A 20,260-nucleotide genomic window follows, 5' to 3' on the forward strand; every position below is an offset into this window, starting at 1 on the left:
CTTTCTGACAGTGCACCGTTTTCGTTTCTCGGCCGGGGTCATCGGCTGCCTGCTGCTGTTGGGTGCGGCGATCGGCATCGGTGCGCATTTCATCGGGGTGACCAGCACGGCGGTGGCCTGGATTGCCTCGTTCACCCCGATCGCGGTCCTGGCAGCGTTTCCCGCGCTGCTGCTGGTGTTGGCAGGCGGGTTCCGTCGAACGGCCGTCCTGGCGCTCGCCGTGCTGCTTGTCGGTGTTGCCACGCAGGCACCGCTGTACCGCGGTGTCGACCGCGCGGAGCCGCACCGGCAATCGGTCACGTTGATGCAGGCCAATATCCGCCTCGGCAGCGCTGATCCGGTGTCGCTGGTCGAGTCGGTGCGCAGCCACGACGCCGACCTGCTGACCGTCATCGAGTTGACCGGGTCTGCGGTTACCGGACTGACCGCGGCAGGTCTGCGGGATGTCCTGCCGTACGCGTGTGAGCGGCCTCGTGAGGGTGGGGGTGGGGCCGGCATCTACTCCCGTCATCCGCTGCGGGATTGTGAACAGCTGCCGGACTTCGTTCTCAACAACCTGCGTGCGGTCGTCGACCTTCCGGATGCGGCGCCGGCGGCGGTGTACGCACTGCACCCGTTGCCTCCCTATCCGGAACCGGCGTTCAAGTGGGTCTATGAGCTGAAGCGGCTACGTCCCATCTTTGCGGCCGAACCGTACCCGATGCTGGTGGGCGCCGATTTCAACTCGACCTATGATCACCGCCAATACCGGGAACTGCTGGCCAATTCGGCGAGGCCGGATGCGCCGCGATTGATCGATGCCGCCGAGCATGTGGGTGCCGGTGTGGTCCCGACCTTCCCGGCCGGGCGGTTAGTGCCACCGGTGCTGGCCATCGATCGCATCCTGGCGCGCGGGTTCGAACCGTTGTCCTTTGACCGTTTCGATCTGCCGGGTTCCGATCATCTCGGCGTCATCGGTGATCTCGCTCTGCCGGAAATGAATTCAAAACCCTAGTTTGAATTCATCTGATGGGTTGTCGCACAGTTGATTTGGTGTGGCGGCGCAGATTACCCACCGATCCTGAGTATTGACTGTGTGGGCTGCGTCATATTGGTCGACGTAGCTGACAATTCGGCCCTTAGGCTCGCTAGTCTAATTTTCGCAATCAACTTTCCCAGTGGCTGGCGCGCGCAGACCAGGTGTCTGTACCCGCTTCCCGGTGCCTGAATGAACCTGAAAGGTAATGAGTCCCTTGACAGATACGGTGGAGGGCACGGGCGTGGAGCGCATGTCGAAGGCGATCGATATCGACGTGGAGACGCTTTCCAGCAAACGCATCGAGCATCGCGATAACTGCGGTTGTCTGCGCGAAACGGATACCGGTGACCACGGTGACGGCGCAGGTCGGCCCACAGTAACGGTGGTGATCCCGACACGAAACGAAGCGCGCAACCTGCCCTACGTCGCAAAGCGGATGCCCGCGGTCGATCAGATCGTCGTCGTCGATGGTGACTCGGTGGACAACACCGTCGAGGTGGCGCGTCAGCTGTGGCCGGAAGCGGTCATTGTCAACCAGACTCGACGCGGGAAGGGTAACGCGCTCGCCTGTGGGTTCGAGGAAAGCACCTGCGACATCGTTGTGATGATCGACGCCGACGGGTCCACCGATCCGGCAGAGATCCCCGATTTCGTGGCAGCGCTGGTGTCCGGTGCCGACTTCGCCAAGGGGAGTCGCTTCACCAGTGCCGGCGGCAGTGATGACATCACCCGCCTGCGTCGGTTCGGGAACAAGGGACTCAACTGGCTGGTGAACCAGCTGTTCGACACCAGTTTCACGGATCTGTGTTACGGGTACAACGCTTTCTGGCGTCATCACCTTGCGGTATTGGACCTCCCGCCGACGCGTGTCGACGCGGCACAGTGGGGCGACGGCTTCGAGATCGAGACCGTCATCAATGTCCGCGTTGCACGTAATGGCCTGAAGATCACCGAGGTCAGCAGCTTCGAGGGCAAGCGAATCTATGGACGCAGCAACCTCAATGCCGTCACCGACGGCCTGCGGGTACTGCGGACCATCGGCCGGGAGCGGCGGTTGCATCGCGCCACGACTGCGGCGACGCGTGCGTCGACTGCCTCGCGCTGAGGCATCGTCGTGAGCAAGTTGCGTGAGAAGCTCGGCCACACCTTGTCGTTGACGCACAGCATCGGCCTGGCGAATGCGCTGAACCTGGTCGGCAGGCGGGCGTTTGGCATGCGGACGCCGGTCACGGTGCGCTGTGGTGCCCACCATCTGGTGGTGCGGCCGACCGACAGTGACCCTTTCGTGTTGGCGCAGATCTTCACCGAACGCGAATACGACGCCCATCCGTTCTGGATGGCCCGGTTGAATACGGTGGCGGCTGGAATCCGGCAGACCGGTCAGGTCCCGCTGATCGTCGATGCCGGCGCCAACGTCGGCTATTCGGCGCTCTATCTCGCCGAGCACTTTCCCGACGCGGTGATCCTGGCGATCGAACCGGATCGCCAGTGCGTCGACATGATCGAGCGCAACTGTGCGAACGAACCGCGGATCAAGCCCATCCACGCCGCGCTCTGGAGTCATGGCGACGGGGTGAATCTCAGCACTGATGATCAGGAAGGATCCTGGGCCAACCGGGTTTCCGGTACCGGGACGACACCTTCGGTGACATTGGAGCAGCTGATCGCCGAGATCCCCGACGCGGCGCCGTTCATCCTCAAGCTCGATATCGAGGGTGCGGAGTCCGAGGTCTGCCGCGCCTCACCGCAGGCCGTCTCGGCGTTCCCCTGCATCATGATCGAGCCGCACGACTGGATGTTGCCGGGGTCCGGCGGCCTGGCTCCGCTGTACGAGGCGGTGGCAGGCAAGAAGTTGGACACGCTGATCCGGGACGAGACCTTGATGCTCTTCGATTGTGCCGTTCTGGAGAAGTTCTCCGAGGCCACCATCACCCGCTGATACCGAGCGCAACGCTCGCTTGACGTTTGCCGAATGTCCTTGTTGCGCGGTGTTTCTGCATCCATATGGGCAGCTTCGTCGGTTCCGCATGCTTCGACATGGACCGGTTGATCTGTGCGTGTGATGAATGTGATAGTGCTTCCTGATAGAACTTTCAGCAAAACTGACGTCCGCGTTGAGGTAGCTATTGTCACTGGTCTTGTCCTGCAATAACATTCACGATAGCCGTCTTTGGCTAATCAACGATCAATCCACATTAGGAGAACCGTGTCACTCGCTGTACACGCGGACTCGGGGCGCGACTTCTGGTCTGCACCTTCGGCATCCGCGCCTCTGAAGAAGAGGTTGCTCATCGCCTCGGTGGCGGTGACTGGCGCATCGGTCATCGCCGTCACCCCCGTCGCACAGAATCTGCCGGCCATCGAAGCTGCCGTACAGCAGCGCGCGGTCGAGCTGGTCGCGTTCGAGAACCCATTCGCGGTGCTGGGCAGCACGTTCGGGAAGGCGTTCCAGAACATCAGCAACCGCGGTGGCGAGATGTCGGCCACCCTGGTGCCCAACCTGTCGGCCATCCTCGGTAACCCGGAGCTCCAGCGTGAACTCTCGGTGATCCTGTTCCGTCCGGAGACCGTGGCCCAGCAGCTGCAGGACCGCCTCGCCGAGCATCAGGAGACCCTGCGTCTGGGCTGGGAGCAGTCGCAGGCCGGTTGGGCCGCGCACAACGAGTTGCTGCCCGGTGTGCTGGAGCGGGCCAACGCCGAATTGGCCGCAGGCCACTTCACCGAGGCCTTCGCGCATGTGAACGACTGGTTCATCTTCGGTCTGGGTGCCGCGGGCTGGCCGCTGTACCCGAGCTTCGCGGTTCCGGGTCAGGTCGCCCGGGACGTCGGCGCCCCGGCAATCGCTGCCATTCTGGACTCTATCCTGGCCAGCGACACCTCGCTCGTCGGTATCCCGCACGCCATCATGGTTCCGTTCGTGAGCGCGATGTTCCGCTTCACCGACAGCCTCGATGAGATCCGCATCGCGGCGCAGGCCGGCGACGTGGTGACCGCGATCAGTCACACGATCAACCTGCCGGCCAAGGTGCTCGGTGCGTTCCTGAACGGCTACAGCCCGAGCATCGCCGAGGACTGGAACGTCTTCCCGGGCCTCCTGACCCCGGGCGGGCCGATCGACACGTTCTTTGTCCAGTACCCCACCATGATCGCGAATGCGCTGAAGGCACTCAGCGGTCAGACGGCGACCACCAACAGCGTCGAGGCACTGAGTAAGGTGTCGTCGTCCGCGGTCGCCTCCGAGGATGACACCATCACCCTCGATGTCGAGACCGGTGGCGGTTCCGCGACTCCGGTCGAGACGGTGTCCTCGTCCACCGACGCCACCGAGGAAGAGGCGCCGGCCGAGGATGCGACCGAGGAGACGGCTCCGGTTTCTGAGGAGACCACCGAGGAGACGGCTCCGGTTTCCGAGGAGACCACCGAGGAGACGGCTCCGGTTTCCGAGGAGACCACCGACGAAAGCGCCACCGCCGGTGACACCGAGCAGTCGGGCACCGAGTCGGACGCCAAGGGTGACACCACCTCCGACGAGAAGGCCGACAGCAAGGCTGACGCCAAGTCCGATAAGGATGACGCCAAGGCTGACAAGGCTGACGCCAAGGCCGACAAGGCCGACAAGGCTGACAAGGCTGACGCCAAGGACGACAAGGCCGACAAGGCCGACAAGGCTGACGCCAAGGCGGACAAGGCCGATGCCAAGTCTGACAGCAAGGCCGACAAGTCCGACAAGTCGGACGCCAAGTCGAGCAGCTCGGGCTCCAGCAGCTCGGGCGGCAGCTCCAGCAGCGAGTAACACCTCCGGTTCTCCGGAAACAGGTACGGCCCCCTCCTCGGAGGGGGCCGTACTTGTATGGGGACAGGAACTTCGGGGCGTCAGCGGGGGTGCTGGTCGGTAGCGATCATCTCGGCCACCCGTGCGACATGCGGCTCGCGCACCACCGAGTCGTGATCGCAGTTGACCCGCTGCACCGACAGCTCACCGGTGAGCACCCTCGGCCAGACCCGTTCGTCATCACGGTTGTAAGTGCTGAGCACCAGCAGAGTTCGACCGGCATAGGGCCGCGGCCGGTGCAGCCGTCCGACCCGCACACCCACCTCGCGCAGGGCCGCCACCTTCTCGTCGGGGGTGCCGTCGAGAATGCCGGCCAGCGGCAACCAGAGGCGCTGCTTCCACAGCACTGCCGGTGCCGCGGGATCCTGCTCCAGCAATGTGGACGCGACACCGGGTAGTTCGCGGCGTGCCGCCCGCACCGTCCGGGGCGGCAGGAATGGGTCCAGCAGGGTCACCAGCTCGACCTCATGGCCCAACGCGGTGAGCCGGTTGGCGATGTCGATCGCAATGAACGCACCCAACGAATGACCGGCGAGCGTGTACGGACCGTGTGGCTGGATCGCGAGCAGATCACGCAGATACCGGCGCGCCGCGCGGCCGATCGTCCAGTCGGGGAACGCCCGGTTCTCCAGACCCTGGGCCTGGAAGGCGACGACGGCGGTATCGGCGCCGAGTCGGTCGGCCAGCGGTACGAACGACAGCGCGGATGCACCGGCGCCGGCGACGCAGAACAATGTGCTGCCGGTGTCTTCGGACGGCGGTCGCAGGATCACCGTGGTCGGGGCGATCTGTTTGTCGGACAATGCCGCATCGCCACTGATCCGGGATTGCACCACCCCGGTGAACTGCGCGACCGTCGGTGCGGCGGCGAGGTCGGACGCCGTCAGCCGGATGCTGTGCTGCGTGCCCACCAGCCCGATCATCTGCTGGACGTTGAGTGAATCACCGCCGAGGGCATAGAAGTTCTCGTCGCGTCCGACCTCGCCGAGACGCAGGACCCCGGCCCAGGCCTCGGCGATCTCGGACTCCAACCCGGCTTCGGCCGCGATGATCGGGCCCCGCGACGGCGCCGGAAGTGCCCGCCGGTCTACCTTGCCGCGCTCGTTGCGGGGCAAGGCCTCCAGCATCACGACATGGGTGGGCACCATCCAGGCAGGCAGCCGGGTGTGCAGCTGGGCGCGGATATCGGCCACCGCCGGGCTGCGGATCCCCGGTTCGGGTGTCACATAGCCGGTCAACGAAGGGGTTTCGGCAGCCTGATCGGCGATGACCAACGCCTCGCGCACGCCGGAGCAGTCCAGCAGTGCGGCCTCCACCTCGGCGGGCTCGACGAGATAACCGCGGATTTTCACCGCGGCATCCATCCGGCCGAGTACCACCAGCGTGCCGTCGTCGGTGATCCGTGCGCGGTCATTGGTGACGAAGGTCCGGCTGCCGTCGGGGTTCTCGGTGAACGTCGTGGAGGCGGCATCGGGCTTGAGGTACCCGGCGGCGACATAGGGTGAGGTGACCGTCAACCTGCCCTGCTCATCGATGTCGAGCTTCTTGTGCGGCACCGCAACGCCTGCGGGAATGACCCCGGCCGGGATCTCGTCCTCGGGCCAGATGTCGTAGTGCGCGATACCCAGGGTTTCCGACGAGCCCGCCCAGTTGGTGAGCACGGCGTGCGGAGCCAGATCACGAGCACGCCGGATGACGTTGCTGTACACCGGTTCCCCGGTGGTGACGATGCGTTGGACGCCCGAGAGTGTGCAATCGCCGGAGACCTCGGTCAGCGACTGCAGGAATGACGGTGTACACATGATGATATCGGTGCCCGCGAGGCGGTCGATCGCGGCTTCGGGTGTGCAGTTGCGCGGGTCGATCGCGATGACCTCGGCGCCGGAGAGCAGCGCGCCGACAAGCACATTGAGCCCGGCCGCGAAACTGACCGGCATGCACAGCGCGACCTTGCTGTCCTCCACGATGCCGAAGCGGTCGCGGTGCAGAATCCAGTCGCTCAACCAGGTTCCGTGCACATGAAGCACGGCCTTCGGTTCGCCTGAGGAACCCGAGGTGAACTGGATGCTGGTGACGGTCTGCCGACCGGGTGCGTCGGCAACGGGTGCCTGCGCCGTCGGATGCGGTGGGCACGTGGCATTCCAGACCTCCAGTCCGGTGGTCGGTGCATGTTCGGGCTCCTCGACGACGATGGTGTCGAGGTGGCGGCCCTGCTCATGTAGGGCGTCGAAGATATGGGTCATCCGGTCCGGTGGCAGACCGGGATCCAGCGGCACCAGTGGGGCGCCCGCTGCGAAACTGCCGAGGACCACCGCGGCGATCTGTGGCTTCAGATCGCCAACCATGGCCACCGCCGCGTCGGGGTCGTCGCGCCCACGCAGTGCGGCGGTCCAGGCGTCGGCGGCCGCTTTCAGTTCGCCATAGGTGATGGAGCCGTACTCGGTGCGCAGTGCCACAGCGGTCGGCTTGGTGATGGCGACTTGTTCGAATCGTTCGTTCACCGAGTCGAACTCGATCGGAGCGACCTCGGTCAGGTCCGGGCGCACCGCTACCCGGGCGGGACCATCGAGGGCCTGACCCCGCGGGGTCGACGCGACCTTGCGCAGGAGTGCCACCGTGGGCGCGAGCAGCACGAGGGTGATCAGGAGTTCGCCGGTGACATACGTGTAGCCGACGGCATCGATACCCCATGTGGGTGTCGTGACGATGACACCGACGACGACCAGAAGCCCGAGCAGCACCTGGGAGATGACCGCCAGCCGAAGTTTGCGCTGCAACCGGGCCAGCGCGGTATAGATCGTTGTCAACGCGACCGCGGGGAGCACCAGCGCCATGGTCCTGATCAGCGTCGTCCCGTTCTCCGCGTAATGCGGGCCCAGGATGCCGAGGATGAACGGAGCGGTCACCAGCAGGGTCAGGCAGCCCGCGATGGCCGAACCGCCACACAGCAGCACGAATCGCTTTGTGCAGGCCCATACATCGGCGCCCGGCGTGGACGCGGTGGCGATGAACGGTGCGGCAGTGGCCACGATGAGTGCGCCCAGGGTGTTGACCACCAGCCAGCACATCGAGAAGTAGGCGTTCATCTCGTTGCCGAGCTGAGCCACGATGATGAGCGGGACCAGCAACGGCACCACGACGTTGATCGCGGTGATCGCATAGGAACTGGCGAAGAAGTTGACGAGTTCGCGACGCTCGGGCAGATCCGGTGCGTCGAGACGACCGGCGGTCTCGCGGCGGATGATGACGATGGCGATGACAGCGGTGATCGCGGCCGCGGGCAGAACCCAGGACCAGACGATGGCGGCACCGGTGGCCAGCGGGATCATGGCCGCGACGAGGATGAGTTTGACGGTGGACTGGCTGATGTTCTTGCCGGCGATGACGCGAGCCCGCCCGAGTCCGATCAGGATCTGGTCCTGCAGGGTGTAGATGGCCAGGATCGCGACGAACACCGGGAAGAACAGCATCTCGAACCGGTCGGGGAACAGCTGTTCCCGCGGCCCGGCCAGGATGAACAACACACCGAACAGCAGTGCGGTGCACGCCACGAAACCCATACCGGAACGCACGATCCCGCGGGTCTGCGATCCCGCCAAGGGCAGGAAGCGTTCGTAGAGACTTCCGAGGCTGAAGTTCGCCAGGATCGCGATCAGCGTGGCCGAGGTGATGATGGCCGAGGCCCGACCGACCTCCGCGGTGTCGTAACCACGTGCTGCGACGGTCCAGAAGACGAAGCCCAGAATGCCGGTGGCTGCGCTGGATGTCATCACCGCGGCGATATCGATGCCCAGTCCGCCGCGCCGGTTGGCCACCGCGGTCACCGGAGCGGCCGACAGCGGGTCCGCGGCGGTTACGGTGGTGACCGGCACCTCCAGATCGACTGCCGGAGGGGATGTTTGCTGCGTGCCCAAGGTGTCGGGTCGGCCAGTCGTGGGCATGGGTGGTTGTTCCTAGCGGGAGGTCGATTGAGGCGGTGAACCCGCCAGAAGGAGAATACTCAGTACGGTGAGAATTGGTTAGCCTACCCAAAGTAGTGATTCGGATCATACTGGTAGAGGTAGCCGCCCGATTGTCGTGCGATGTTGCTAATCTCGGGCGGTTGAGTCGAACTCGGTTGCGCGTGCATTGCTTTCGGCGTCGGCGACAGTCTCGTATGTAATCGATGCCTCCGTGGCGGAGGATGGTGAGGTTCCCGTGCGTCCAGCCCCAATCAGGTTGTCACCGGCCCGGTTCACCGGGTGGGTCGCCCTGATCCCACTGATCTACTTCGCCGCGGAATGGGTGGTGGCAGCTTCGTGGCGCGGACTCTACGGGTATCGCAATGACCTGGTCGGACCGTTGGGAATCGCATTCTGCGGACCGGTCGGAAACTGGCCGTGCAGCGAGCTGTACCGCGCGATGAATGTCGCGCTGGGGGTATCGGGTCTGGCGATCAGTGTGGTGGCGGTGTGCCTGCTGGTGCAGCGGGTGGCCGACCGCGGAAGCGCCCTGTTGTTGTCGGTCGCGGGAATCGGCCTGGCCGTCAGCGGCGTGATCACGCAGAACACCAGCTACGCCTGGAATGTCACCGCCACGATGGTGTTCATGACTTGCGGTTCGGTGGCGGCACTGTTGGTGGCGGTGGGGGCGAGGGCACGGATGACGGTCGAACGGCGGATCATCGCCGTGGGTGCCGGGTGTGTCAGCCTGTTCGGGTTCTTCACGTATGTGGGCAGCCTCGACATCGTCGGGCCCGGCGCCGCGCAGCGGTTGTGCATCTACGGGATCCTGGTCGTGGTCACCGTGGTCGGCACCGCGGGTTTCGCCGGCCCGCAGGACACCGAACCCGAAGTCGACACCCGCGAGCTCGTCGAGGAATCACGATGATGACATGTTGGATCAGCCGATGACCGCGACGCTGGAGACCAGTGTGGGGGAGACGGATCCCGCCGCTGACGGGATGCCGGTGACGCGCCGGTTGCCGGTGCTGCGGATGCGGCCGGCCGACCTGGCGGCGGCAGGCGCAATATTCGGAGCGCTGGCCCTGACCGGCCTGCCCGACACCGTGTGTGGCATCGCGCTGATGCTGTTCATCGCGATCGGCCCGGGTGCCGCCGTGCTCACCTGGGTGGACATCCCACGTCGGGCGGTGTTGTCGACGGTTCCCGTGCTGGGCGCCGCGATCACCACACTGGTCGGCATCGCCGCGATGTGGTCCTATCGGTGGAGTCCCGCCGACATCCTGTGGGTGCAGGTCGTCGCGGTGGTTGCCAGCAGCGCCTACTGGTACTACCGCACCCGCAATGCCGCCCTCGAGCCACGGCTCCGGTGGCGACGGGCCGCGTCCACCGTGGTTTCCGGACAATCCGTTGTCCGCGAGCACCTTTCGCTACTTCTGAGTATCGCCGCGCTGGTCCTGTGGATGGTGGCGATCCCGGGTCTGCCCGGGGTGGATGCGAGCTACTACGGCCTGCTGTTCTCCGGTACCGGTCCACTGCTGGGTGTCGGCATCGTGCTGTGCACGTTTGCGCTGCTGGTCGCGGTCCGCGATCGACGCCTGGTTCCGGCGGCCGTCGCCGTCGGTGCGGCGATTGTCGTCTCGCGGGTGACGACGTTCGTGGCGACCGAGGTCCCGCTCTACGACTGGACCTACAAGCACCTGGCGGTGGTGGATTACATCCTGGTCCACGGCCGTATCGCGCCCGACGGCACCGACATCTACGCCCAGTGGTCGGCCTTCTTCGTGATGTTCGCCTGGTTCAGCGAGGTCACCGGCATCGCCCCGATCACCATCGCCCACGTCTTCGCGCCGATCATCCACGTGCTCATCGCGCTGGCCGTGTACTGCGCGGCGCGTGTCCTCGGCCGGTCCCGGCGCACCGCGATCACCGCGGCCTTCCTGGTCGAGGTCTTCAACTGGGTGGGGCAGGACTACTTCTCACCACAGGCATGGTCGCTGGCACTGGCCTTCGGCATGATCGTGCTGCTGCTGGCATCTCCCTGCAGCCGCGCCAGCGGCGTGCTGGCGATCGTGGTGTTCACCGCGACGGTCCCGACGCACCAGCTGACGCCCTTCTGGGCTGTTGCGGTGGCCTGCGGACTGTGCCTCTTCCGGCGTGCCCGGCCCTGGTGGATCGCCGCGGTCATGGTCGGCATCGTCGGCAGTTATCTGATGCTCAATCTGGAAGCGGTGCTGCCCTACGGCATCTTCTCCGGTAGCAGCGTGGTCAGCAACGCCACCAGCAATGTGGTGACCTCGGGCATGCCGGCAAAGGATTTCACCTCGTTGGTGGTGCGGTCGTTGTCGGTGATCGTGGTGTTGACCGCTTTCTGCTGTGCACTGTGGTTGTGGCGCCGCAAGCGTCCGATGATCGGGCTGGCGATCGTCGCGTTCTCGTCGTTCGGACTGCTGCTCGGACAGAGCTACGGCGGTGAGGCGATTTTCCGCGTCTACTTGTACGCACTGCTGGGTTGCGGCATCCTGATCGCCCCGGCCGTGGTCGGCGCGGTGGACCGGTCGCGAGTGGGCGCGCGCGCGGCGGTGACGCGGGTCGTCGCGGTGCTGGGCCTCGGTGGGCTTTCCCTGGCCGGACTGCACGGATACGTCGCGCTGTGGCCGATGGTGGTGGAAACCCGTGCGCAGCTGGACCTGATGAATTCGATCACCGAGGACGCGGACCCGCGCACCCGGCTGGTGATGATGCGTCCCAGCGGACTGCCCACCCGGCTCAATGCCGACTACGCCGAATTGACGCTGTTCAACCCATATTTCGATGAAACGATCGCCTACGACCTGTGGGACGGGCGGGATCCGCGACTGCCGGAGCTGAAGGCGAACTTCCCGGCTGACGATGACATCAAGACGCTCAACGACAACGCCACCCGCGAGGCCTATATGGCTTACCTGATGTTCAGTGAGCAGTCGAACAAGGCGTTGCGCTACTACGGCGACTACCGGCCCGAGGCCATCGAGCTGCTGCAGGACGCACTGCGCGAATCACCGAACTGGACGTTGTTCTACGAGGACGGTGCCACGCTGGTGTTCCGGAGTATCAACCAGGACAAGGCATCCGAGTCTCGCCCCGGCGACTGAGCTGAGCGGAGCTGAGCCGCGGTGCGGCTCAGCTCGCTCGGCGCATCGGTGCGGATCGCCGTCCCTGCCGACGGCCCTGCCAGAGTGCCCAGGGGCCACCCAGCACGGAGAGCACCTCGGTGCGACCGACCGACTTGGGGATGCTGTCACCCAGATCGGCGGGCGCGACCATGATCGCACCGTAATCGGCGCCGGCGCGCATCGAGGAGCGAAACTGCTTGCGGGCCACCGTGAGCGCGAGCCGGCGGTGGACTCGATTGGTGAAGACCTTGGTCAGCCAGGCGCCCAGGCCGAGGCCGTAGCCGCGGGCCTGGATCAACAGTGCCGCGCCGTCGCTGCGGTGCCGGTGCCATACGATGGCGGCCGGCTCGTTGACGAGTGTGTGACCGGCGGCCACCAGGCGGAAGAACATGTCGATATCTTCGCCGCCCTTAGTCGAGGTGCCGGCGCCGAGTGCTTCGTCGAACCCGCCCATCGCCGTCGCGGCACTGCGTTTGATGGCGAAGTTCGCTCCGGTGCCGTAGATCCCGACCTGGAACGGGAACAGCGGAAGATCTGCCGGTGGTTCGGCCAGCGAGTAGGTGCGCGGAGCCAGCGTCGCCGCCCAGGACACCCGCTGGTCGAAATAGGCCTGTGCCGCGGTGCGCAATTCACCGCTGGGCACCATGCCACATACGCAAGCGACCTGATCGGACCGGTCGAATCCGCGCGCCAGCCCCTGCAACCAGTATGGGTCGACCACCACATCGTCGTCGGTGAAGGCGACGATGTCGTGGCGGGCTGCCCGCAACCCGGCGTTGCGGGCATTCGACAGTCCAGCGACGGGTTCCACGACCCGTCGGATGCGGCTCTCGCCGGCGGCCGCGACGACTCGCTCGGTGGCGTCGGTGAGCGGTGCGTTGTCGACGACCACGATCTCGAAGTCCGGGTAGTCGATGGTGGCCAGCGAGGCGAGCGCGCCGGTCAGGTCATCGGGTCGCTCCCGCGTGCACAGCACAACCGAGATCGGCGGCAGCGGGTTCGCGATCGGCGGGTTCAGCGTGCGGGTCGGCTGGGGAAGGGTCAGCGTGACGGCGCTGTCCACGATGTCTGCTTCGACGAAGTCGATGGGTTCGGAGCCGTCGCGCAACAGGATTCGGGCCCGTCGGTACCCGTCGGGACGAGTGAGGGCCACGGTGACCTGGCCGTCGTGATCGCCCACCGAGTCGATGTCCAGGCATCCGATCCAGCGGGCGTGGTTACCGTCGGGGTGCCCGCCCGGCGTCATCACGGGTTCGATTGTCAATGCAGTGCTCATAATTCGGTGACCCTTACCCAGTCGACAAGCATGGTGGCGGGAAATGGTGTGGTGTCATCGGCCGGGCCGGGCCAGTCGCCCCCGACGGCCAGGTTCAACAGCAGTTGGAAGGGCGCGTCGAAGACCCAGGTGGCACCGTCGGCCAGGTTCAGCGGTGTGACGGTGAGCAGCGTCATATCGTCGACCCCGGTCACGATCCGGCCGGGTGTGCGTTCGACCCAATAGGTGCGGAAAACGCCGGCGAGCGGGAACGGCACCGGCCCGGTGGCCGACATCTGCTGTCCACGTGCGGATCCGGCCTGTGGCGCGTGTACCGTCGAGTGCCATTCGGTCGCGTGATTGAGTGTCTCGATCACATCGATCTCACCGGCTGCCGGCCAACCGACCTCGTCGATGTTCGCGCCCAGCAGCCAGAAGGCCGGATGCAGCCCCGCCCCGGCCGGCAGCGCGATACGCGCCTCGGCCCGGCCGAAGGTGAAGGCGAAGCTGCCGTTGGTGTTCAGGCGCGCCGAGGTGATCTGTCCGGCAGCGTCGCGGCGTGCGGTGATGGCCAGGTGTCCGTTGCCGTCGAGGCCGACATTGTCGGGATGGTCGGTGTAGGTCTGCGACTCGTTGTTACCCCAGCCGCCACCGCCGGTGGCGATCTGCCAGATGCCATCCGGGGGAGCGCCTGCAGGACCGTCGAATTCGGAGTTCAGCAGCACAGTGGGCTGGCCCGCTGCGGTGTTGGCGGTGCCGAGCAGGGCGCAGGCGCCGACCACGGTGCTGACGGCGAGAAGGGCGCCGCCCCGCCACAGTGCGGACAGCCGAGCTGCCTTCATACGGGCGCCTCGGCGCGGCTGGTCGACCGTGCGGAGTCAAGGCCCAGCACCATGGCCGCGATCAGGATGGGATAGATCGCCAGTTGATCGAGAGCGAGGTGCCCGCCGATCTGGCCGAGGTATCCGACCAATGCGAGAACTCCCGCGGCACCGAACAGAACACGTTGCGGTACAGGGAGTTTTGTATCAGTGCCGAGCAGCAGGGTGCCGGCGGCGCCGAGGACGACGAACATCGTCAACATCGCGGTCGGCAGCGAGCGGCCGGTGAGAACACCGGACAGCGCCAGGGCCGGACCAGCAGCGGACAGCAGCGCCGCCGGTGCGGTCGGGATCCGCCGACGGACGGCCGGTGCCAACCCGATGAGCCCGACCGCGAGTCCGGTGATGATCACGGCGGCGGGCATCGCCGACGGCAGCAGCCACTCGGCGAGGAAATAGGTCAAGATGCCCAGGGTGGCGAATCCGCTGAACCGATGGTGGTCCACGATGGTGTTCATCGACCTGCTTCCCGACGCGAGGTGCGGACCAGCCCGACGGCGTATCCGATTGCGGTGTAACAGAAACCGACGATGATGGCGAGGACGCGGCGTGGGTTCGAACGTGCCCGCCAGGCACCGGAGGGCAGAATCCGGGTGGTGTAGCTGCGCTCGCTGGCCAGTGCCGCCTGCTGACCGGAGATCCGCGTCAACGACGCCTTGGACCGGCCCTCCTGGTAACACCGACGGGTGAAGTACCGCAGGGTGGCCCGCTCGGATGGCACATGGTGTTCGACCCGGAATGCGGTATGCCGGATGATCTGCTGATCCGGGTATTCGGCGCGCAGTTGGACGCCCATCAGGGTCTCCTCGCAGCCGGCCGGTAGATCGCCGACCCGGCCGAGTTCGGTGGAGAATCCGTCGATCTCGACCAGTGCGGTGCGCCGGGCGGCCATCGCCGCTCCGATGGGGTTGCGGATCTGTGCACCGCAGGGCGGCAGGCCGCGATAGTCGCAGCCGACCACCCAACCGAATTCCTCGGGGAACCAGTGCGGTGCGGTGCCGGATTCCCAATCCGCGTCCACCGCACCACCGATGGCGACCACTGACGGATCGGTGAAGGCGGACCGGGCGCCCGCCAGCGAACCGTCCGTCAGCACCGCGTCATCGTCGACGAAGACCACCACATCCTTCGCCGACCGCTCGACTCCGGTGTTGCGGGCACCCGACAATCCCCGCTGAAAGCGGTTGGACACCAGTTCGATCCGCGGATCGAGGGTGCTGGTCAGATCCTGTAGGAGCGCGTCATTGTGGTCGACGACGACAATGATCTCGTCATCGCCGGCGATCTGGGCCAGTGCGGAGTCCACCACGCGCAGCACCTGGGCGCGGCGCGCGGCGGTGTAGCAGCAGATCACGACGGACAGGTCGGCCGATGCGGCAATGGGACTGTCGCGGTGGTGGTCTCGCGCTGAGACGGGCGGCACGGCATCGACTCCAGGCAGGTACGCGACGCAGCGCGTGGGGGGACGGGTCTGGGAGTACCAGATACAAGTAAGGCTAGGCTAGCCTACATCATTCGGCGGCGGTCAGGTCGGCTACCGTCTGGGGCAGCAATTCCAGCGCCGCTTCCACTGTCTCGGGCGCGTGCACCGTACGGTGGAATTCGGCAGTGAACCAGAGGTTTTCGGTGACGCCGACTGAGGTGACCGTCACACCTGCCGGTTCGGCCGGGTCGCTGGCGACCAGCATGCAGGCCCGGCGTCGGTCGAGGAACGGCCATGGCCCGTTCCACTGCGCCCACCCGAGATTCGAGTGCAGCAGCTGCAGGCGCGCTGACGTCGCAACGGTCGGGGACGGTTCCGGCGTCGACTGCCTGCGACGCGCTTTTGCGGTGCCCACCAGCAGATTAGCGACCGGGCGACCCGTTCGGGTGGCTCGGGTCATCTCCTTCTGCAGTGCGGTCGGGCCGCCGGTGCGGTCCAGTGTGAAATCCAGGCCGGCCGAGAAGGATGCCAACGTGTCGGTACCGCGGGGGAGATATCGGCGAACGTCGAACGGGATCTTGACGGTGTCGGACACCGTGAGTCCGACACGCTCGAATGCCACGTGCAGCGCGCAGGTGAACAGCGCCACCATGCTCACGCCCGGCAGTGCGGCATCACGTCGGGCGCGTAGCTCGGCCAACTGGCCGGCGGACAGACCGATGCTGCGGGTGGTCGGCCCGGGGACGAAACCCGTCACCGGGCCGACCTCGGGCACCGGCGCCGGTTTGCGTCGAATTCCCTGGCCGGCCAGCAGTTGCGCAAGCCGGACCGGATTGACGCCGAAGGTTCGCAAGGCCGCCCGACGCAGGGCTGAGTGTGAACGCGCGTAGCGCTGCCAGGTGGCCGGGTCGCCGGCGTCGGTCAGGCCGAACAGCACATCGAGCAGCGTGTGGATCAGCGGGATCTCGCCGAGGCCGTGGCTGAAGTCGATCGCCAGCCACTCGCCGGCCGCGGCCACTGTGACGGCGCGGTCGTCGAGGCCGCGGACGGTGTGCAGCAGATCGGTGGGTGTCATCGAATCGGGCAGCGGAACAACCGAATGCAGACGCGGCGCTGCCGCCGGCGCGACATGGCCCCACTCGGTGCTCGCCGGCGATGGGTCCAGGCAGAGTCGAGCGACCGGGCCGGCGGAGGTCATGGTGTCGAGGCGGGCGCAGAGCACCTCGGGCTCCGGAAGTCGCAGTGGGCCGACCACCACGGCGGACCGTCGCCTGCTGTGTGCCGTGTCCAGGGTCGCCACAGGCACGCGCGCGGTCTCCCCAGCACACCCGTCGGCAACAATAAATGACATGACGGTGCGACTCTAGCAATGTCGAACGCAAATAATGGGGCTACCTTTTGGGCCCCGGCACCCGCCCGACGATCGGAGTCGAGTCGTTACTGCGGTGCGGTCGGAAAGGTGGCATCCTCATCACTTTTGACGGCTGTGGCGTCCGGGCTGTCACGGTCGTCACGGTTGCTGATCAACAGTGCCGCCAACGCGCCGACCACACACACCACTGCGGTTATGGCGAAGATCTCACCGTACTGCATGGTGTATGCGGTCCGGGTGTTCTCCAACAGTTGATTGGCCGCTTCCATCATGTTGGTAGTGTTGACGACCGGCAGCGTCGCAAGAATCTGGTTGAAGCGGTACAGGCCCCAGGCTGACAGCGCAGCCATGCCGATCAGCATGCCGATCATCCGGGCGACGACCACTGCGGCCGAGGCGATTCCGTGCTCGGCGGACGGGACCACCCGCAGCGCCGCCGATGTCAGGGGGCCGATGACCAGTCCCAGGCCGAAGCCGGCCAGCGCCAGATCGGTGTCGAAGACCGGCAGGGTGAACAGCCCGAAGTCGTGCCGGGCCGACAGCACATCCACACCCCAGTGCGAGATCAGCCAGTAGCCGGAGGCGGCGATCAGGAGGCCGACGACGGCGATCGGCCGATCACCGAGCCGGGTGGCCAGGAAGCCGCCGAGCAGTGCGCCGATCGGCAGCGCGATCAGGAAGCGCAGCAGCAGCACGACCGCTTCGTTCTTGTCCATGCCGAGCACGCCCTGCCCGAACAACTCGATGTTCACCAGCGTCACCATGAGCGCGGCTCCGGCGCACAGCGATGCGGCCAAGGCGGCGAGGAATGGTCGGAATCGCACACCGGCGGGTTCCAGCAGTCGCGTGGTGGCCCGTTTCTCCCAGGCGAAGAAACCGATCATCGTCAGCACCGCGACGATCAGCAGTGGGATGCCGTAGCTGGGCAGCAGGTTCTGCCCGTCTGGCGACGGGTTGTACAACCCGACCACGGCGGCACCGAGCGCGATGGCCAGCAGCACACCGCCGACGACGTCCACCTTCTGCTGCGGTTGGCTCTTGTCGCGGGGCGCCACGCTGAAATGGATCATGACCATCGCGGCGGCGGCCATCGGGATGTTGATCCAGAAGATGTCGCGCCAGGTGTTCAGTGCCCAGATCACGGCGATGCCGTACAGCGGACCCAGCACACTGCCGAGTTCCTGTGCCGCCCCGATACCGCCGAGCACGGTGGCGCGGCCGCGTTCGGACCACAGGTCGGCCGCCAGTGCCAGGGTGACGGGCAGCAGGGCGCCGCTGGCCACGCCCAGGATGGTGCGGCCGATGACCATGGTGGTCAGGTCGCCGGCCAGGGCGGTGACCACTGATCCGATCATGAACCCGAGCAGTCCTGCCTGCAGGATGAGCTTGCGGCCGAACCGGTCGGATGCCTTGCCCAGCAGCGGCATGGCGGCGATATAGCCCAGCAGGTAACTCGTCACGATCGGCGTGACCTGCTGGATCTGGTTTATCGGGATACCGACGTCGCGCATGATGTCGGTGATGATGGTGATCACCACATAGGTGTCGAGTGCACCCAGGGTGACGGCGAGGCCACTCGCGCTGATGGCCAGGCGGCGGTTGCTCCCCGCCGAGCTGCCTGCCCGGTGGCTGGTGGCCGCCGACATCAGGTGGCGGGCTTCGTGACGGTGACTTCCTTACCCCAGTCCGTCAGCGTCATCGTGATCGTGTTGCCGGCCGACGGTTCGATCATCACCTGAGCCAGTTGATGATCGCCGTCTTCACGGATCCACGCAGTGGCCGGCGCCGGAGCGGTGGCGTTGAGCTGAGGGGCGATCTTGTTGATGGCGTCGGCGCTGACCGTGCCGGTGATCTTGACGGCATCCGCGCCGCCGATGGGTTCGCGTCCGTCGGCCTTGGGGTCGGTGATGCCGGCGAGCACATTGGCCAGACCGTTGTCGGGGTTCAGGATCGCCGAGATGTCGTAGATATCGGCGGCAGGCCCGAAGTTCTGCATGTTGCCGCCCTTGGTGATGGCGCCGTACAGATCGCCGTCGACCACGACGAAGCCGACGTCGGTCAGCTTCTGGCCCAGGAAGATCAGGTCGGCGCTGCCCTGGGCGGCGACTGCGGGTGCATTGGTCAGATCACCGCTGAGCGTGGCGATCGGCAGTTCCTTGATCTCACCGCCGACGGCGAGCTCAAGGTGCACGCTCTGCTGGCTGCGGGTTGTCGCGGCCGACTCGGTCAGCAGCGTGGCGGCGTCGGGGAGCGGGGCGTCATCGCTCTTCGAGGAGCAACCGACGAACGCGAGGGCCATGATCGCGGCCAGGACGGGAAGAAGGACTCGGACTGCACGGGGGCGCGTCTGCATGTTCTGCATCGTAGTGGGTCGCCCTGGATGGACCCGCGCTACATGGACCGCACTAGCCTGGTGTGCATGTTCACCGGAATCGTGGAAGAGCTCGGCGAAGTCGTCGGCAAGGAGGACCTGGCCGACGCCGCGCGTTTCGTCATCCGCGGACCGGTGGTCACCTCCGACGCCGGTCACGGCGATTCCATTGCGGTCAACGGTGTCTGCCTGACGGTGGTCGAGGTGCGACCCGACGGCGCATTTACCGCCGACGTGATGGCCGAGACCCTGAACCGTTCGAGCCTGCGGGCGGTGGAGGTGGGCGGCAAGGTCAACCTGGAGCGTGCCGCGGCCATCAACAGCCGCCTCGGCGGCCACATCGTGCAGGGGCACGTGGACGGCACGGGTGAGGTGGTCTCGCGGACGCCGTCGGAGAACTGGGAAGTTGTCCGCGTCTCACTGCCTGCCGCCCTGGCCCGTTACGTCGTGGAGAAGGGGTCGATCACGGTCGACGGCATCTCGCTGACGGTGTCCGGGCTCGGGCCGGACTGGTTCGAGGTGTCGCTGATCCCGACCACCCTGGCGCTGACCACCTTGGGTTCGGCGGTGGTTGGGACGCCGGTGAATCTTGAGGTGGATGTGATCGCGAAGTACGTCGAACGGTTGCTCGGGGACCGCGACCGCTGAGGCCGGGCTTTGCTCCCGGCGGCGACAGCAACACATCGCGGCGACGCGTCGAGTGCGCTGCGGTGGGTGTCCGGCCGGCCCGAAAACGAAAAAATTCTGCGGCCCGATCGTGCTGGGCGGGATAAATCTGACGGTGGCTGACACCTGGTTGCCGATATCCGTTATGTAAAGGTGAATTCACTCTCCGCTGCGGGGTGTGATGCCGTGGAACGGCATCGGTGGATGATGCGCAACGTGACAGTTATTACAGCTGAGAACCATTTCCTCGACAACTTTCGCAACAGTGCGTCGCGGAAAGCTCGGCAGCGTTGGTACGCCGTGATTCCAAACTGCCTTGTCTGTTGCTGAAGGGCCTGATTGCTGG

At 66.0% G+C, this 20,260-nt stretch carries 15 protein-coding genes; 7 read left to right on the top strand and 8 right to left on the bottom strand.

Annotated elements, in window-relative coordinates; genetic code table 11:
- Window positions 1–10 precede the first annotated feature (10 nt).
- The 4 genes from ACLBYA_RS09395 to ACLBYA_RS09410 all read left to right on the top strand — a co-directional run bounded on the left by ACLBYA_RS09395 (window position 11) and on the right by ACLBYA_RS09410 (window position 4,811).
- The gene (locus tag ACLBYA_RS09395) at window positions 11–994 is read left to right on the top strand and encodes an endonuclease/exonuclease/phosphatase family protein (RefSeq protein WP_447709122.1); all 984 of its coding nucleotides are present in this window, start codon (window positions 11–13) and stop codon (window positions 992–994) included.
- Window positions 995–1,268: 274 nt separating this feature from the next.
- Window positions 1,269–2,123, top strand: a complete 855-nt coding sequence (locus tag ACLBYA_RS09400) for a glycosyltransferase family 2 protein (RefSeq protein ID WP_447709123.1) — start codon at window positions 1,269–1,271, stop codon at window positions 2,121–2,123.
- 9 nt (window positions 2,124–2,132) lie between these two features.
- Window positions 2,133–2,957 carry an FkbM family methyltransferase gene (locus tag ACLBYA_RS09405; RefSeq protein ID WP_447709124.1) on the top strand — a complete coding sequence of 275 codons (825 nt, stop codon included), beginning with the start codon at window positions 2,133–2,135 and terminating at the stop codon, window positions 2,955–2,957.
- Between the two features lie 366 nt (window positions 2,958–3,323).
- Window positions 3,324–4,811 (top strand): hypothetical protein, encoded by a 1,488-nt coding sequence (locus ACLBYA_RS09410; protein WP_447709125.1) that lies wholly within the window; start codon window positions 3,324–3,326, stop codon window positions 4,809–4,811.
- Window positions 4,812–4,891: 80 nt separating this feature from the next.
- Here ACLBYA_RS09410 and ACLBYA_RS09415 read toward each other — a convergent pair whose 3' ends face one another.
- On the bottom strand, window positions 4,892–8,791 hold the full coding sequence (locus ACLBYA_RS09415) for an alpha/beta fold hydrolase (protein WP_447709126.1): 3,900 nt from the start codon (window positions 8,789–8,791) through the stop codon (window positions 4,892–4,894).
- A 256-nt stretch (window positions 8,792–9,047) separates the two neighbouring features.
- Here ACLBYA_RS09415 and ACLBYA_RS09420 point away from each other — a divergent pair, with 256 nt between their 5' ends.
- Together ACLBYA_RS09420 and ACLBYA_RS09425 are read left to right on the top strand one after the other, a co-directional pair.
- Window positions 9,048–9,719, top strand: a complete 672-nt coding sequence (locus tag ACLBYA_RS09420) for a hypothetical protein (RefSeq protein WP_447709127.1) — start codon at window positions 9,048–9,050, stop codon at window positions 9,717–9,719.
- A 4-nt stretch (window positions 9,720–9,723) separates the two neighbouring features.
- Entirely contained in the window at window positions 9,724–11,925 is a 2,202-nt protein-coding gene (locus tag ACLBYA_RS09425; protein WP_447709128.1) for a hypothetical protein, read from the top strand.
- Between the two features lie 28 nt (window positions 11,926–11,953).
- Here ACLBYA_RS09425 and ACLBYA_RS09430 read toward each other — a convergent pair whose 3' ends face one another.
- The 7 genes from ACLBYA_RS09430 to ACLBYA_RS09460 all read right to left on the bottom strand — a co-directional run bounded on the left by ACLBYA_RS09430 (window position 11,954) and on the right by ACLBYA_RS09460 (window position 19,230).
- Window positions 11,954–13,222, bottom strand: a complete 1,269-nt coding sequence (locus ACLBYA_RS09430; protein ID WP_447709129.1) for a glycosyltransferase family 2 protein — start codon at window positions 13,220–13,222, stop codon at window positions 11,954–11,956.
- Window positions 13,219–14,043, bottom strand: a complete 825-nt coding sequence (locus ACLBYA_RS09435) for a glycoside hydrolase family 16 protein (RefSeq protein ID WP_447709130.1) — start codon at window positions 14,041–14,043, stop codon at window positions 13,219–13,221. Before ACLBYA_RS09435 ends, ACLBYA_RS09430 begins: the two co-directional genes overlap by 4 nt.
- On the bottom strand, window positions 14,040–14,540 hold the full coding sequence (locus ACLBYA_RS09440) for a hypothetical protein (RefSeq protein ID WP_447709131.1): 501 nt from the start codon (window positions 14,538–14,540) through the stop codon (window positions 14,040–14,042). Before ACLBYA_RS09440 ends, ACLBYA_RS09435 begins: the two co-directional genes overlap by 4 nt.
- On the bottom strand, window positions 14,537–15,505 hold the full coding sequence (locus tag ACLBYA_RS09445) for a glycosyltransferase family 2 protein (protein ID WP_447709132.1): 969 nt from the start codon (window positions 15,503–15,505) through the stop codon (window positions 14,537–14,539). The genes ACLBYA_RS09440 and ACLBYA_RS09445 overlap by 4 nt, the downstream gene beginning before the upstream one ends.
- 88 nt (window positions 15,506–15,593) lie before the next feature.
- A complete protein-coding gene (locus ACLBYA_RS09450) occupies window positions 15,594–16,811 on the bottom strand; it encodes a hypothetical protein (RefSeq protein WP_447709133.1) in 1,218 nt (405 codons plus the stop codon).
- A 131-nt stretch (window positions 16,812–16,942) separates the two neighbouring features.
- Window positions 16,943–18,523: an MFS transporter gene (locus tag ACLBYA_RS09455; RefSeq protein ID WP_447709134.1), complete on the bottom strand. Its 1,581-nt coding sequence runs from the start codon at window positions 18,521–18,523 to the stop codon at window positions 16,943–16,945.
- Complete coding sequence (locus ACLBYA_RS09460) at window positions 18,523–19,230, bottom strand: LppX_LprAFG lipoprotein (protein ID WP_447709135.1); 708 nt, start codon at window positions 19,228–19,230, stop codon at window positions 18,523–18,525. Before ACLBYA_RS09460 ends, ACLBYA_RS09455 begins: the two co-directional genes overlap by 1 nt.
- A gap of 66 nt (window positions 19,231–19,296) precedes the next feature.
- Here ACLBYA_RS09460 and ACLBYA_RS09465 point away from each other — a divergent pair, with 66 nt between their 5' ends.
- Window positions 19,297–19,896 carry a riboflavin synthase gene (locus ACLBYA_RS09465; RefSeq protein ID WP_447709136.1) on the top strand — a complete coding sequence of 200 codons (600 nt, stop codon included), beginning with the start codon at window positions 19,297–19,299 and terminating at the stop codon, window positions 19,894–19,896.
- Window positions 19,897–20,260: the final 364 nt, after the last annotated feature.

This window comes from Mycobacterium sp. C31M (assembly GCF_053345865.1).